Below are 15,126 nucleotides of genomic sequence, written 5' to 3'. Positions count from 1 at the left end.
CCTCGATGTCGTGCCGGCACCGGTGCCGGTCTTACATCGTAGGCGCTATGCCGGCGCCTGGCAGCGATCCGGTTCGTAGCGCCCGCCCGGCACGCCGGAATAAAAAAGGGGGCGATCGCTCGCCCCCTCGTTCCTGCGTCCGGCCGTGCCGCGTCAGAACGCGACGAACGGCTGCGCGCCGCCGCTCGCGGTCTTGTCCATCCCGAAGTAGATCGTCTTGCCGTAGAAGTGCGGCATGCCGATGTCGAGCCAGTTGGACGAGCCGAACGGGCCCGCGATGTCGTTGAACGCGAACGTCGACGGGTTCGAGAACAGCGAATCCGCGTTCGCGACCGTCATCGACACGGTGCCCGACGCGCCGTTCTGGCCGCTCAGCGTGGCCGAATAGGCGGTCGTGGCCGACGGGCAGTAGAACTCCGTATTCCTCGAACAGACCGTTTGCGCCGAATCGTTGAAGAAATACGCGTTCGAGCCCGTATCGAAGAACGCGGTCACGTTGCGCCCCTGGAACGTCGCGCTGACGTCGCCGGTCGTGGTCGACGTCATCACCGTCTTGCCGCTCAGGTTCGGCAGGCCGAACGTCAGCGTGCCGGTCGCGCTCGCCTGCCCGCTGGGCGAGATGTCGGGCATCTGCACGCTCACGCCGTCGTTGTTCGCGAACCGATGCACCGGGTTGGCCACCTGCTGCGCGAGCGGCACGAGCGCGACCGTGCAGCTCGCGTTGTCGCCGTTCGGGCACGCGTAGTAGTTGTTGCTCGTCGACGTCGACGTCGCGCAGGTCGTGCCGCAGTCGTACGGCGCCGGCCCGATGCCGAGGATCCCGTTCGCGCCGAGCGCGCCGGTCGAGTTGGCCGACGCGCCGCCGTTCGTGCACGAGCTCGGCACGTTCGTCGTGCCGAGGTCGCCGATGATCTGCACGGGCAGCGAGCTCGCCTGCTCGGCGCCGATCGACAGGTCGACGGTGCGCACCGACCCCCACGTGTAGCTCGACACGAACTTGCCGCATTCGGCGACCGGCGCGCCGCCGCTCGTCACCTGCGGCAGGCTGTCGTGGACGCCCGCTACCGCGCTGCCGACGAGCCGCAGCCCGTAGGACGCGGTATCGACGAGCACGTTGTTGACGATCTGGCAGTTCGACGTGCCCGGCACGCAGACCTTCACGCTGATGGTCGGGATGTTGATCACGTTCGCGGCGCCCGCGCCGACCGTGATGACGGCCGTGTTGCCGCTGTTGCCGTCGGACCCGCCCGAGCCATTGCCGCCGGTGTTGCCGTTGTTGGCCGAACCGCCGCCGCCATCGCCGCCGCCGCATGCCGTCACGAGCACGGCCGTCGCGGCCAGGAGGCCCAGCACGCCGAGCCAGCGCTTGAATGTACGAGGAATGCTCAAGATCGCTCTCCCGCTGTCACTGGATATCGGTGCCGGCCACGCCGGCCGGCAGCGCCGACGGCAGCCATGCCTGGCCGGAGAAGGCGCCCATGTGGCCGCCCGTCCGGATCACGAGGCCGCTCGTCTCGACGGCCACCGGCGCGCGCCAGCCGCGCGCCCGATGCGCGGCCTCGACGCCGGCGGTGTACTGCGGGAAATAGCTGCCGAGCAGCGACGCGAGATCCGGCATCGTCGGCCCGCGCCACGCGAGGCCGAACACGCTGCCGGCGGCCGACGTGTATTCGTGAATGACGGTGCCCGATCCGAGCGTGATCTCACGGACGGTATAAGCGGCCGTGCTCGTCTGCACGCCGTCCGCCGAGCGCATCGCGCGCTGCAGCGCACGCACGGTGGCGGCCTGATCGTCCGCCGGCGGCGACATCGGCGCGCCGCCCAGTTCCGCGTGTGCGTGGACGGCCCACAGCACACCCATTGCAGCCGTCGCATGCGCGACGGTCCAGCCCAAGCGTTTCAGCTTCACGTTCCCCCCCACGGGACTGGCTTCGTTGCCGACGGCGCCGCCATCGGCCCACGCCGCCTGCCAACTTATGAATCTTACGGATGACGCTACGTTGCTGCTGACGCGTAGTATGCCTGCGGAGGGTGGCCAAGTGTCAATTCGACGCAGGATCACGCCGCGCCGCGCAGGGGCGGCGCGCACGGAAAAACGAGGCGGGGACGGGGAATGCACGCATCGGGCGGCCCGCGGAACGGGGCACGCGGATGCGCCGCGGCAGGATCAGAAACCGAGGCTCGCGAGCAGGTCGTCGACCTGCCCCTGGTCCTGGACGACGTCGGATTTGCCTTCCGGCGCGATCTGCGGGCCGTTCAGCAGCGATTCGGGGCTGCCGGTCGCGCTCATCTGCTCGGCCGCGAGCGCGGCCGCGGTGGCCGCGAACTGCTCGCGCCGCTCCGGCGCGATGTTCTCGACGAGCACGGTGAGGAGCTGCTGCTCGATCAGGTAGACCATGTCCATGATCTTCTTGATCACCTGCCCGGTCAGATCCTGGAAATCCTGCGCGAGCATGATCTCGAGCAGTTGCGCGCGGGTCGCCGACGTCGACTCGGGCAACGTGCGCAGGAACGCGCGCGTATCGTCCATCAGCTCGCGCACTTCCGCGTGCTCGATCGGTGCGGCGTACCACTGCGCCCAGCGTGCGTCAAGCGCCTCGGCCTCGTTCTGCACGCGCTCCTGCATCGGCTTCGCGATCTCGATCGCATTCAGCACGCGCACCGCGGCCTGCTCGGTCATCGTCGCGACGTAGCGCAGCCGGTCGCGCGCATCGGGCACGGCTTCCGCCGCGCGCTCGACGTGCTTGTCGAGCCCGAGCTCGCGCATCGAATCGCGCAGCGTGCGCGTGACCTGGCCGATGCGCGCGAGAATGCGGTCGCTCGGGAAGTCGGCGCCTTCTGGATGGCTGTCGGCGCTGAACCCCGCGCCGGCGAGCGCCGCATGGATCGGCTCGTTCACGTCAGCTCCCGGCTTTCGCCATCTTGTCGATGATCTTGTTCAGCTTCTCGTCGAGCGTCGCGGCCGTGAACGGTTTCACGACGTAGCCGCTCGCGCCGGCCTGCGCGGCCGCGATGATGTTCTCCTTCTTCGACTCGGCCGTGACCATCAGCACCGGCAGGTGCGTGAGCGTCGCGTCGGCGCGGATTTCCTTCAGCATCGCGAGGCCGTCGAGGTTCGGCATGTTCCAGTCGGAGATCACGAAGTCGAAGCCGCCGCCGCGCAGCCGCGCGAGGCCGGCCGCGCCGTCCTCGGCTTCGTCGACGTTCGTGTAGCCCAGTTCCTTGAGCAGGTTGCGGACGATCCGGCGCATCGTCGGGAAATCGTCCACCACCAGGATTTTCATGCTCTTGTCCATCGTCGTTCCTTTCCAGATTCGTTTCCGTCGGGACGCGTATCGTGGCACGCGCCCCGTGACATTCCCTTCACACGCGCTGCACGCGGTCGCCCATCGTCGCCAGGCGCGCCATCACGCGGCGGCTCATGTCGGCGAGCGGCGCGACCTCGTCCGCGCCGCCGAGCGCGATCGCCTCGCGCGGCATCCCGAACACGATGCAGCTCGCTTCGTCCTGCGCGAACGTGTGAGCGCCCGCGCGTTTCATTTCCAGCAGGCCGGCCGCGCCGTCGCGGCCCATCCCGGTAAGGATCACGCCGATCGCGTTCTTGCCCGCGTGCGTCGCCGCCGAGCGGAACAGCACGTCGACCGACGGGCGGTGCCGGTTCACCGGCGGCTCGTCCGACAGCTGCGCAATATAGTTCGCGCCGCTTCTCGCGAGCAACAGGTGCGCGTGGCCCGGCGCGATGTAGGCATGGCCGGGCAGCACGCGCTCGCCGTGCTCGGCTTCCTTCACCGCGATCCGGCACAGGCCGTTCAGCCGCTGCGCGAACGACTTCGTGAAGCCCGGCGGCATGTGCTGCGCGATCAGCACGGCCGGTGCGTCGGGCGGCAGCGGCGTCAGCACTTCGCGGATCGCCTCGGTGCCGCCCGTCGACGCGCCGATGATGATCAGCTTCTCGGTACTGACGAGCGGGTTGTTGATCATCGGCGCGGCCGCGGCGCTGTCCGCCGTGCGGGCGGCGGCCTGCGGCTGCGGCGCCTGGCGCACGCGCGCGCGCGACGCCGCGCGGATCTTGTCGGCGAGCTTTTCCGCGTAGTCGAGCATCCCGTCGCGAATCCCGACGCGCGGCTTCGTGACGAAATCCACCGCGCCGAGTTCGAGCGCGCGCAGCGTGATTTCCGAGCCGCGCTCGGTCAGCGACGACACCATCACGACCGGCATCGGCCGCAGGCGCATCAGCTTCTCGAGGAAGTCGAGCCCGTCCATGCGCGGCATTTCGACGTCGAGCGTGAGCACGTCCGGGTTGTGCTGCTTGATGAGCTCGCGCGCGACGAGCGGATCGGGCGCGGTCGCGCACACCGTCATGTCGGGCTGGCTGTTGATGATCTCGGTCATCAGGCTGCGGATCAGCGCCGAATCGTCGACGCACAACACTTTGATCTTCTGCACTGCGGTCATGCCTCCTGCTTTCTTGATAGGGTCGCCGCGTACGGGGCGCCCGGGCTCCCGGCATGCGGGTTCGCCGTCCGCGCGCCGCCGCCGCTGCCGGCCGGTGCGGCGCCGCGCGCGCCGAACAGCTCGATGCGCGGGCGCGCCGGTTGCGGTGGCGCAGGCCGCTTCGCGGCGAACAGCTCGACGTGCGCACGCGTGCGCGCGGTGCGGGCGCGATCGGCCTCGCGCGCGAGCGCGGCTTCGCGCTCGGTCACGCCCGGCACCTGCAGCCGCAGCTTCTTCACCATCGCGCGCCCGCTGTGCGGCATGAACGCGACCTTACGCGGATGCACGCCCTGCAGGTCTTCCGCGGTGATGCGGATGCGCTCGAGCGCGAGGTAGCGGCGCACGAAATCCGCGTTGCGATCGCCGATGTTGATCGTCGTCATCCCGGCCAGCACGGCCGCGCCGCCGAACACCTTCGCCTCGATGCGCTCGCGGCGCCCGCCGGCCTTGATCAGCTCGTTGATCAGCACTTCCATCGCATACGCGCCGTAGCGCATCGATTCCGACGCGGCCGCGCCCGGATCGGCGCCGTCGTCCGGCAGCATGAAGTGGTTCATCCCGCCGATACCCGCGTACGGGTCGTGCAGGCACGCGGCGACGCACGAGCCGAGCACGGTCATCAGCACCATGTCCTCGGCCGTCGTGTAGAACTCGTTCGGCAACAGCTTCACGCCGGGGCGCTCGAAGTGGTTGTCGAAGTAGCGATTGGTCGCGATCGGCAGTGCGCTCATCCGCGCTCTCCATAGGCGAGCACACCGCCCGCGGCCCGCGCGCGCGACGGCGTCGCGCTCGCCGCGCTCGCCGGCGCGCCGCGCGGCCGTGCGCCCTGCGCGGCGTCGCGCGTCAGTTCGTACACCGTCTGCCCGCGCAGCCGGAACGCCTGCGTCACGTACGTGAAGTTCTCCGAATGGCCGGCGAACAGCAACCCGCCGGGCTTCACGAGCGGCTCGAAGCGCGACAGCACCTGCCCCTGCGTCGGCTTGTCGAAATAGATCATCACGTTGCGGCAGAAGATCGCGTCGAACGGCTTCGCGATCCCGTAGTCCGCATCGGTCAGGTTCAACTGTTCGAAGCGGATCATCGCGCGCAGCTCGGGACGCACCTTCACGCGGCCGGCCTGCGCGCCCGTGCCCTTCAGGAAGAAGCGCTTCAGCCGCTCCGGCGACAGGTGCTTGACCTGGTCGTACGTGTAGATGCCGGCTTCGGCCTTCGCGAGCACCTGCGTGTCGAGATCGGTCGCGAGGATCGACGCGCTGCGCGCAGCCGTTTCGCCGAGCGCCTCGATCAGCGTGATCGCGATCGAGTACGGCTCCTCGCCGGTCGACGCCGCCGAGCACCAGACCGATACCGGCGCCGGCCGCGCTTTCACGAACTCGGACAGGATCGGGAAATGGTGCGCCTCGCGGAAAAACGCGGTCAGGTTGGTCGTCAGCGCGTTGGTGAACGCTTCCCACTCGAGCGGATCGTCTTCCTGCTCGAGCAGGTCGAGGTAGTCGCGAAACGTGTCGAGGCCGCGCGCCCGCAGCCGTCGCGCGAGACGGCTGTAGGCCATGTCGCGCTTGTGCTCGGACAGCGAGATGCCCGCGCGTTGGTGGATCAGCGCGCGGATCCGGGCGAAATCCGCGCCGGTGAACGCGAAGTCGCGCCCCGGCTCGCCCGCGCGAGGCGAGGCATCCGGTGCATCGGGTCGAAACGGCGCGCGCGCGTGCGACATGGTTTAGAAGGTCTCCCAGTCGTCGTCGGACGCGCCGGCGGCCGCCAGCGCCGGCTTCTCGCCGTTCAGCGCCGGGCGCACGAGCGCGGGTTTCGCGGCCGGCTTGTCCGCCGGTGCAGCCGTCTTCGCGAGACGCGGGCCGTAACCGCCCGCCGCAGCGGCGCCGCGGGAAGCCGCTGCGTCCTTCTGCGTACGCGCGGCGGCATCGGCCTCGCGCTTCGGTTCGGGGGCGGCGACTGCGGCAGCCGCACGCGACGCCGGCGCGGCGCGGCGCGCCGCCGGCTGGGTCGCCGCCTGCGGCGCCGGCAGCGCGGCGACCGGTGCGTGGCCGCGCGATTCCGACGGCAGCGCGGCCGGTTCGTGCGCGACCGGCCGCGCGACGCCGCGCGCCGGCGCGAGCGCGATGCCGCCCGCGACGCGCCAGCCCGACACGATCGCCTTCATCTGGCGCGTCTGCTCCTCGAGCGACGCGGCCGCGGCGGCCGCCTGCTCGACGAGCGCCGCGTTCTGCTGCGTGACCGCATCCATCTGGCCGACCGCGCGATTGACCTGCTCGATGCCGGTCGACTGCTCGTCGGACGCGGCGCTGATCTCGCCCATGATGTCGGTCACGCGGCGCACGGCCTGCACGATCTCGTCCATCGTCGAACCGGCGCGCGCGACGAGCGCCGAGCCGCTGTCGACCTTCTCGGCCGAATCGCCGATCAACTGCTTGATTTCCTTCGCGGCGCTCGCGCTGCGCTGCGCGAGCGAGCGCACCTCGCCCGCGACCACCGCGAAGCCGCGGCCCTGCTCGCCGGCGCGCGCCGCTTCGACGGCCGCGTTCAGCGCGAGGATGTTGGTCTGGAACGCGATGCCTTCGATCGTGCCGATGATGTCGACGACCTTGCCCGAGCTCGCCGCGATGTCCTGCATCGTCGACACGACCTGGCCGACCACCTCGCCGCCCTGCATCGCGATGTCCGACGCATTCACCGCGAGCTGGCTCGCCTGCCGCGCGTTTTCCGCGTTCTGTCGCACGGTGCCCGTCAGTTGCTCCATGCTCGACGCGGTTTCCTGCAGCGATGCGGCCTGCTCCTCGGTGCGCTGCGACAGGTCGGTGTTGCCGGTCGCGATCTCGCGCGCGCCGACGTCGATCGACTCGGTGCCGCGATGCACGGCCTGCACCATCGTCGTGACGGCGTCCTGCATCCGCTTGATACCGCCGAACAGGCGGCCGATCTCGTTGGTGCTGAACACGCTCACCGGCTGCGTGAGATCGCCGCCGGCGATGCGCTCGAAGTGCGCGATCGCGTCTTCCAGCGGCTTGACGATCAGCCCGCGCAGCGCGAAGCGGATCGCGATCACGACGACGAACGCGATCGCGATGCCGGCCGCGATCAGCGCGATCATCATCGAGATCTGCGACTGCGTCTCGGCCTGACGTTCTTCCGCGCGCTTCTGCAGCGCCGCGATCACGGCCGCCGCCGTCTGGTCGAACGCGACGAACATCGGGCTGATCTTCGTGTCGGCGATCGCGTGATACGCCCCCATGTCGCCCGCGCGCGCCGCGGCGAATTCGGGCTCGACGCCTTCCTTCACGATCGTCGTATACCGTGCGGTGAGCTCGTCGACGAGCGCCTGCTCGATACCGGGCTTCGGCGTCGACTGGAATGCCTGCCAGTTCTGGTTCGACTTCGCATACAGCGCCTGCGCGCGCTCGAGCACCTTCGCGGCCTCGGCCGCATTGCCGGCTTCGGTCAGCGTACGGAAGCGGTCGAGCGCCACGCGCGAGCGCAGCAGGTGCGCGGCCGTGTCGTCGAGCGTATGGATCGCCGGCAGGTCGACGTGCGCGATCTCGTCGAGCGAGCGGCTCGCGTGATTCAGCGCGTAGAGGCCGAGCCCGCCGACCGCGGCGGTCAGGCACACGAGGATGAGTCCGACCGCCGTGAGCGTCGTGCGGATCGACCAGTTATGCAACATTGCAGATTCTCCCGAAATTGCTGCGCGCGCGGCGCGCTTACCCGCCGAGCGTCTCGATCAACGCCATTTCCCGGCTCGACATCAGCTTCTCGATGTCCATCAGGATCAGCATCCGGCCGTCGACCGTGCCGAGGCCCGTCAGGTACTCGGTCGTCAGCGTCGCGCCGAACTCCGGCGCCGGCATGATCTGGTCGGTCTGCAGCGTCAGCACGTCCGACACGCCGTCGACGACCATCCCGACCACGCGGTTCGACACGTTCAGGATGATCACGACGGTCTGGTGGTCGTACTCGACGCGGCCCAGGTGGAACTTGATCCGCATGTCGACGATCGGCACGATGATCCCGCGCAGGTTGATCACGCCCTTGATGAACTCGGGCGCGTTCGCGATGCGCGTGACGCTGTCGTAGCCGCGGATTTCCTGCACTTTCAGGATGTCGATCCCGTATTCCTCGTCACCGAGCGTGAACACGAGGAATTCCTGGCCCGTCGCGTCGCCGTGTTCCGCGTCGCGGCGATTGGTTGCCGCGTTCGCCGCGGCCGGATTGATCATTTGGACTTCAGCAGACACGTTTGCCCCCAATCGGTTGATGGCGAGAATCAGAACATCGCGAGCTCGGCGCCGGCACGGGCGCCGTGCGTCGCACGGGTTTCGCGGTTCAGCGCCGCGACGTCGACGATCAGTGCGACGCTGCCGTCGCCGAGGATGGTCGCCGCCGAGATGCCGTGCACCTTGCGGTAGTTGGTTTCGAGGTTCTTCACGACTACCTGCTGCTGGCCGACCAGCTCGTCGATCAGCATCGCGAAGCGACGCCCCTCGGTTTCCATGATCGTGACGATCCCCTGCGTCGGGTCGGTGCGCGCGTCGTCGACCGAGAACACCTCGTGCAGCGCGACCAGCGGCAGGTATTCGCCGCGCACGCGCACCACGCGCTCGCCGTTGCCGACCGTGTAGATGTCGTCGTTCGACGGCTGCAGCGACTCCATCACGAAGTTCAGCGGCAGGATGAAGATCTCGCTGCCGACCTTCACCGACATCCCGTCGAGGATCGCGAGCGTGAGCGGCAGCACGATCCGCGTGGTCGTGCCGCGGCCGGCCTGCGACGAGATCTCGACGTGGCCGCCCATCGACTGGATGTTGCGCTTCACCACGTCCATCCCGACGCCGCGGCCCGACACGTCGGTCACCGTCTCGGCGGTCGAGAAGCCCGGCGCGAAGATCAGTTGCCACACTTCGTCGTCGCTGATGTTCTCGGAGATCTGCATGCCCTGCTTCGCGGCCTTCGCGAGGATCCGCTCGCGGTTCAGGCCCGCGCCGTCGTCGCTCACCTCGATCACGATGTTGCCGCCGTGATGCGCGGCCGACAGCACGAGCTGGCCGACCGCGTCCTTGCCGGCGGCGACGCGCCTGTCGACGGTTTCGATGCCGTGGTCGAGGCTGTTGCGCACCAGGTGCGTGAGCGGGTCGATGATCCGTTCGATCAGGCTCTTGTCGAGCTCGGTCGCCTGGCCGAACGTGACCAGTTCGACCTGCTTGCCGAGCTTGCCGGCGAGGTCGCGCACGAGCCGCGGGAAGCGACTGAACACGTAGTCCATCGGCATCATGCGGATCGACATCACCGCTTCCTGCAGGTCGCGCGCGTTGCGCTCGAGCTGCGCCATCCCGTTGAACAGGCGGTCGTGCAGCGCCGGATCGAACGCGCTCGCCGTCTCGGCCAGCATCGCCTGCGTGATCACCAGTTCGCCGACGAGGTTGATCAGTTGATCGACCTTCTCGACGCCGACGCGAATCGAGCTGCCTTCGGCGCCGGCCGCGGCCGCGGCGGCCGGGCGGGCGCGCTTGTCGTCGTGGTGCGCGGCGGCCGGCGCCGCGTGGTCGGCCGGTTGCGGTTGAGCGTGCTGTTGCGGCTGCGGCTGCGGCTGCGGCTGCGGTTGCGCCGCGACCGCGGGCGGCTCGGCCGGCGCCGGCGCGGCCGGCTGCGGTGCGGCAGCCTGCGGCGCGAATACCTCGACGCGCGCGGGCTGCGCGGCGGGGGCCGCTTCGACCGCTTCGGCGGCGTCCTGCGCGACGGCCGGTGCCGACTGCGCGGCCGGCGCCGTGCCGTGCGCGACGCGGATCTGGCTTTCGTCGATCACGAAACAGCACACCGCGACGATATCGTCGGACGGCACGTCCGATTCGACCCACAGCGACAGGTCGGCGCCCGCTTCCTCGCGACCGACGATCCGGCCGAGGTTGCCGAGTTCTTCGGTGAGCAGCGCCTGGTCCTTCGCGTCGACGCCGACCAGCGTGATCTTCAGGTGCGGGCCGCCGGCGCCGGCGTCGGCCGCCGGATGCGCGGCCGCGACGGCCTGCTCGACCACATGGTCGGGCGCGCGGTCGCCGCCGGCGGCCGGCGCTGCGGCGGGTGCGGCCGCCGGCGCCACGGCTGCGGCAACCGGGGCGGCCGGCGCGGGCTCGGCTGCGGCAGCGGGCGCACCCGCCCCGCTTTCGGCCTGCAGCCGCTCGAGCTTCGCGCAGATCGCCGCGGCGGCCGCCGCGTCCGGTTCGGCGCTCGCGCGGTAGTCGACGAGCTGGTCGGACAGCACGTCCTTGGTCTCGAGGAACGCGTCGACCATGTCCTTGGTCAGCGTCAGCTCATGGTTGCGCGCGCGGTCGAGCAGCGATTCGAGGATGTGCGTCGTATCGGTCAGCGCGGAAAAGCCGAACGTCGCCGCGCCGCCCTTGATCGAATGCGCGGCGCGGAAGATCGCCGCCAGATCCTCGGGATCGGGCGAATCGACGTCGAGATTCAGCAGCAGCTGCTCCATCTGCGCGAGCAGCTCGTCCGCTTCGTCGAAAAAGGTCTGGTAGAACTGAGTGATGTCGAGAGTCATGCCCGGTCACCGGTTGAATTCGTCGCGTTCATGTCAGGAGGCAGCCGGCTCGGACAGCGTGGCGACCAGATCGACCAGCACGCCCGGGTCGATCGGCTTTTCGATCCAGCCGGTCGCGCCCGCGTCGCGTGCGGCGTCCTTGAACGCGTCGCTGCCCTCGGTCGTCAGCACGAGGATCGGCGTGTCCGCGTACGCGCTCAGCTTGCGCAGCGCGGCGATCACCTCGAGCCCGCTCTTGCGCGGCATGTTCTGGTCGGTCAGGACCAGGTCGTACGGCGCCGTCGCCGCCATGTCGAAGCCGGCTTCGCCGTCCGGCGCCACCGTCACGTCGTAGCCGGCCTGCGCAAGCGTGGCCTGCAGCAGCGCACGCATGGTCGCGGAGTCGTCGATGGCGAGAATGGTTCGGATCATGTCTGTCTCGGAAACGTCAGGGTTTCGGCGCCACGGCGACGGCGCTCGCCACGACCGGACGCACCGCCGGCGCCGGGCCGCCGAGCTGCTGCGCGAGCAGCTTCGAGCCGGCCGCGTCGGCGGACAGCGTCGTCGTCGTCGCGTCGTCGCGCATCAGCGCTTCTTCGGATTTGCGATTCAGCACGATCACGCTGATCCGGCGGTTTTCCGGATCGAGCGGATCGGCCTTGTTCAGGTTCTGCGTCGATGCGAGGCCCAGCACGCGCAGCACTTTCGCCTCGTCCATGCCGCCGGAGATCAGCTCGCGGCGCGACGCGTTCGCGCGATCGGCCGACAGCTCCCAGTTGCTGTAGCCGCCCTCGCCGCCCGCGTACGGCACGGCGTCGGTATGACCCTGGACGATGATCCGGTTCGGCACGTCGTTCAGCGTCTTGCCGATCTCGCGCAGGATGTCGCGCATGTACGGCTCGACGTGGTCGCTCGACATCGCGAACATCGGCCGCTTCTGCGTATCGACGATCTCGATGCGCAGCCCCATCAGCGTCGAATCGATGCGAATCTGCTGCTTGAACTGGCGCAGCGTCGGATTGGCCTCGATCGCGGCCATCAGCTTGATCTGCAGGTCGTGCAGGCGCGCCTGCTCGAGCCGTTCGAGCGCGCCCTGCGCCTGTGCTTGCGCATGCTCGTCGACCGGCTTCGCGACGCGCTCGGCGAGCGACGTCGTGCCGTCGGTGCGGCGCAGCGTGCCGGCGTCGACGCTCGACAGGTCGCGGCCGCCGCCGTTGATGATGCTCGAGTCCTGCGAGCTGCGGTCGCCGCTGCCGAGAATCGCGGCCTTCAGCGGCATGTTGAAGTATTCGGCGATCCCCTTCAGCTGCACCGGCGTGACCGAACTCAGCAGCCACATCAGCAGGAAGAACGCCATCATCGCGGTCATGAAGTCCGCGTACGCGAGCTTCCATGCGCCGCCGTGGTGGCCCTTCTTCGCCGGGGCCACCCGCTTGACGACGATCGCGCGATCCTTGCTCTTGCTCATCGGTCGCTCCGCGTCACTTCGCCTTCACGCGGCGCACATGTTCTTCGAGCTCGGAGAACGACGGGCGCTCGGTGGAGAACAGCACCTTGCGGCCGAACTCGACCGCGATCGCCGGCGCATAGCCGTTCAGCGTCGCGAGGATCGTCACCTTGATGCACTGGAACATCTTGGTCGACTCGGCGACGCGCTGCTCCGCGAGGCTCGCGAGCGGCCCGATCAGCCCGTACGACAGCAGGATCCCGAGGAACGTGCCGACCAGCGCCTGCGCGATCATCGCGCCCAGCACCGCGGGCGGCTTGTCGGCCGACGCCATCGTGTGCACGACGCCCATCACGGCCGCGACGATGCCGAACGCCGGCATCGCGTCGCCGACGCGCATCAGCGCGTGCGCCGGACCTTCGCCTTCCGCGTGGTGCGTCTCGATCTCCTCGTCCATCAGGCTTTCGATCTCGAACGCGTTCATGTTGCCGCCCACCATCAGGCGCAGGTAGTCGGTCAGGAATTCGACGATGTGGTGATCGGCGAGGATCTTCGGGTATTGCGTGAAGATCGGGCTCTTTTGCGGATCGTCGATGTCGGCCTCGAGCGTCAGCGTGCCTTCCTTGCGTGCCTTCGCGAGCAGCACGTAAAGAAGCGCCATCAGCTCCATATAGACGTCCTTCGTGTATTTCGAGCCCTTGAAGAGCGTCGGCAGCACGCGCAGCGTGGCCTTGATGGTCTTGCCGCCGTTGCCGAGGATGAACGCACCGACGCCGGCGCCCACGATCATCAGGATCTCGACCGGCTGGATCAAGGCGCCCAGATGCCCGCCTGCCAGCGCATAACCGCCGAAGACGGACAACAGCGTCACGAGTGTTCCCACGATAATCAGCACTGCCTGTCCCTCACGAAAGACCGGCGGGGAGACCGCCGTTAAACAGGTTTACGGCAGTCGGCAGGAAAACTTTCGCGGCCGCGCGGCGGCGGCCCGACGGTGTTTACCAGAGCAATGCGCGGACGATTCGCGCGGCCCGCGGGCGTCGCCCGTGCGCCGCTCGCGCCCCGTCCCGCCTTGCCCGGCCCGGCGCTCAGGCCGCGGCGGCGGCCAGTTCGGCGCGCGCGGCGGCGGCCTTGCGGGTCTTGCCGGCGCGCGACGGCGGCTGGCACAGGCCGCACACGAAACCTTGATGCGGATCATGCGCATGCGCGACGAAGTGGCCGCCGCAGCGCGTGCACGGGGTCATCTGCAGCATCCCAGAGTCGAAGAAGCGCACCAGCGTCCATGCCCGCGTGAGGCTCAGCGCGGCCTCGTCGCCGGACAGGTTCACGTGCTCCAGATAGAGCCGGTACGCCTTCACGATCGACTGGATCGGCTCGCAGCGGCCGTGGTCCTGCATGAACCGGTAGATGTTGTAGAACAGCGACGAGTGGATGTTCGGCTGCCACGTCATGAACCAGTCGGTCGAAAACGGCAGCATCCCCTTCGGCGGCGACACGCCCTTCAGTTCCTTGTACAGCTTGATCAGACGGTCCCGCGACAGGCTCGTCTCCGCCTCCAGCAGCTGCAGCCGGGCGCCCAGTTCGATCAGTTCGATGGCGAGGGTGATTTCCTTCACCTCGATCACGACGCTTTTGCTTGCCATGGTGATAACCGTCCGCTTGACGTTGTTCGAATGAATGGCCGATACGCTGCCGGCCGGCGCGGCACGCCGGGACAGACGCAAGGGCGGGATGGATCAGCGGACGCCTTCGACCTGCTGCCCGGCCATCAGGATGGCCGAGTGGGCGTGCGTGACGACGTCGCTGCGGCCCTTGTCGGCGAGCGACGACAGCAGCGCGTGATCATCGAAGCGGAAGCGGCACAGCATCTGGTTCGACGCGGCCAGCTTCACGGTCTGGGCGAGCGTGAGGTTGGCGAGCACGTCGGCGAGTTCCTGGGAAATGCCCATGCGGAACATGCCCATCGCCTTGTCTTCCCGCAGCAGGCGCTGCGCGAGGAGGAGGTACGACAGGTTGACCTCTTTGATCTCACTGAGCATTTCGCTGGTAGCGCTCATGATTCCCCCGTTAAAAAGCTTTGCTTTGGCCATTCATGTTATGAAAACGTTTGCTCGATCGATGCGCAGCGGGCGCTCGATCGGCTCGTTTATAGTCTTACAGGGCGAATTTTGGCCAAACGGGATTTATGTCGGTATCAGCGAAGTGGCGTATGCCATGCAGGATTTGTCTGTAAACCGTGTAGGAATTTTTCCGACAAGGCGAATTGAAAGGGAAGGGCGGAAAAGCGGGTTGCAACGCGAATTCGGTTGCACGGGGTGGATGGCCGCGGCGCGCGTGGCGCAAGGCTTGCCGGCAGGGCTGCCGACAATCGGATCGGTAAAAATTATAGTGCTTTTTCACGATAGCGCAACAATAGTTATGGCTGTCGCGATTCCCGATTCCGCGCCCTTTTTCTCGGGGTTTTCGCGTATTTCATCGTGTAACAAGCCTTAAGTGTTTGAAAAAACACTCGAACCCCGCAGGGCGATATCGATAATGAACTCCAATGGGCGGCGGCACGAGCCGTGCCGGCCCGCCCCGCAGCTTGCCGACCGGCGCCCCGCGCACCCCGCCCGCGGCCCGGCCACGTACCGCGAACCGCGTGCGTCGGCAA

Annotated in this window: 16 protein-coding genes; 1 reads left to right on the top strand and 15 read right to left on the bottom strand. The window is 68.4% G+C overall.

The features are described from left to right. Positions 1-153 precede the first annotated feature (153 nt). From WT53_RS02360 to flhD, 15 genes are all read right to left on the bottom strand, one after another. Complete coding sequence (locus tag WT53_RS02360; RefSeq protein WP_034209572.1) at positions 154-1,389, bottom strand: DUF3443 family protein; 1,236 nt, start codon at positions 1,387-1,389, stop codon at positions 154-156. A 16-nt stretch (positions 1,390-1,405) separates the two neighbouring features. Then, the gene (locus tag WT53_RS02355) at positions 1,406-1,909 is read right to left on the bottom strand and encodes a DUF2844 domain-containing protein (protein ID WP_034209573.1); all 504 of its coding nucleotides are present in this window, start codon (positions 1,907-1,909) and stop codon (positions 1,406-1,408) included. Positions 1,910-2,167: 258 nt separating this feature from the next. Then, positions 2,168-2,899: a protein phosphatase CheZ gene (gene cheZ, locus WT53_RS02350; RefSeq protein WP_034209574.1), complete on the bottom strand. Its 732-nt coding sequence runs from the start codon at positions 2,897-2,899 to the stop codon at positions 2,168-2,170. Between the two features lies 1 nt (position 2,900). Further along, positions 2,901-3,296: a chemotaxis response regulator CheY gene (gene cheY / locus WT53_RS02345; RefSeq protein ID WP_006754880.1), complete on the bottom strand. Its 396-nt coding sequence runs from the start codon at positions 3,294-3,296 to the stop codon at positions 2,901-2,903. A 67-nt stretch (positions 3,297-3,363) separates the two neighbouring features. Further along, positions 3,364-4,455, bottom strand: a complete 1,092-nt coding sequence (locus tag WT53_RS02340) for a chemotaxis response regulator protein-glutamate methylesterase (RefSeq protein ID WP_034209575.1) — start codon at positions 4,453-4,455, stop codon at positions 3,364-3,366. Then, positions 4,452-5,225 (bottom strand): chemoreceptor glutamine deamidase CheD, encoded by a 774-nt coding sequence (gene cheD / locus WT53_RS02335; protein WP_034209576.1) that lies wholly within the window; start codon positions 5,223-5,225, stop codon positions 4,452-4,454. The genes WT53_RS02340 and cheD overlap by 4 nt, the downstream gene beginning before the upstream one ends. Beyond that, entirely contained in the window at positions 5,222-6,208 is a 987-nt protein-coding gene (locus WT53_RS02330) for a CheR family methyltransferase (protein WP_034209577.1), read from the bottom strand. Before WT53_RS02330 ends, cheD begins: the two co-directional genes overlap by 4 nt. 3 nt (positions 6,209-6,211) lie before the next feature. Beyond that, the gene (locus tag WT53_RS02325) at positions 6,212-8,170 is read right to left on the bottom strand and encodes a methyl-accepting chemotaxis protein (protein ID WP_034209578.1); all 1,959 of its coding nucleotides are present in this window, start codon (positions 8,168-8,170) and stop codon (positions 6,212-6,214) included. A gap of 37 nt (positions 8,171-8,207) precedes the next feature. Further along, complete coding sequence (gene cheW, locus WT53_RS02320) at positions 8,208-8,723, bottom strand: chemotaxis protein CheW (RefSeq protein ID WP_034209579.1); 516 nt, start codon at positions 8,721-8,723, stop codon at positions 8,208-8,210. 47 nt (positions 8,724-8,770) lie between these two features. Beyond that, the gene (gene cheA, locus WT53_RS02315) at positions 8,771-11,047 is read right to left on the bottom strand and encodes a chemotaxis protein CheA (RefSeq protein ID WP_034209580.1); all 2,277 of its coding nucleotides are present in this window, start codon (positions 11,045-11,047) and stop codon (positions 8,771-8,773) included. Between the two features lie 33 nt (positions 11,048-11,080). Beyond that, positions 11,081-11,458, bottom strand: a complete 378-nt coding sequence (locus tag WT53_RS02310; RefSeq protein WP_034209581.1) for a response regulator — start codon at positions 11,456-11,458, stop codon at positions 11,081-11,083. A 16-nt stretch (positions 11,459-11,474) separates the two neighbouring features. Next, entirely contained in the window at positions 11,475-12,494 is a 1,020-nt protein-coding gene (gene motB, locus WT53_RS02305; protein WP_034209582.1) for a flagellar motor protein MotB, read from the bottom strand. A 13-nt stretch (positions 12,495-12,507) separates the two neighbouring features. Then, entirely contained in the window at positions 12,508-13,368 is an 861-nt protein-coding gene (gene motA / locus WT53_RS02300) for a flagellar motor stator protein MotA (protein ID WP_034209583.1), read from the bottom strand. 193 nt (positions 13,369-13,561) lie between these two features. Continuing rightward, the gene (gene flhC / locus WT53_RS02295) at positions 13,562-14,116 is read right to left on the bottom strand and encodes a flagellar transcriptional regulator FlhC (protein WP_034209584.1); all 555 of its coding nucleotides are present in this window, start codon (positions 14,114-14,116) and stop codon (positions 13,562-13,564) included. A 93-nt stretch (positions 14,117-14,209) separates the two neighbouring features. After that, positions 14,210-14,530 (bottom strand): flagellar transcriptional regulator FlhD, encoded by a 321-nt coding sequence (gene flhD / locus WT53_RS02290; RefSeq protein ID WP_034209585.1) that lies wholly within the window; start codon positions 14,528-14,530, stop codon positions 14,210-14,212. Between flhD and WT53_RS33315 the strand changes: the two genes are divergently transcribed. Continuing rightward, positions 14,529-14,966 carry a hypothetical protein gene (locus WT53_RS33315; RefSeq protein ID WP_179948981.1) on the top strand — a complete coding sequence of 146 codons (438 nt, stop codon included), beginning with the start codon at positions 14,529-14,531 and terminating at the stop codon, positions 14,964-14,966. The two genes, flhD and WT53_RS33315, sit on opposite strands and share 2 nt — an antisense overlap. The last annotated feature ends 160 nt before the right edge of the window (positions 14,967-15,126 follow it).

Origin of the sequence: Burkholderia sp. MSMB2157WGS, assembly GCF_001532755.1 — a bacterium.
Lineage (GTDB): Bacteria > Pseudomonadota > Gammaproteobacteria > Burkholderiales > Burkholderiaceae > Burkholderia.
This window is presented reverse-complemented; position numbering and strand designations above follow the sequence as displayed.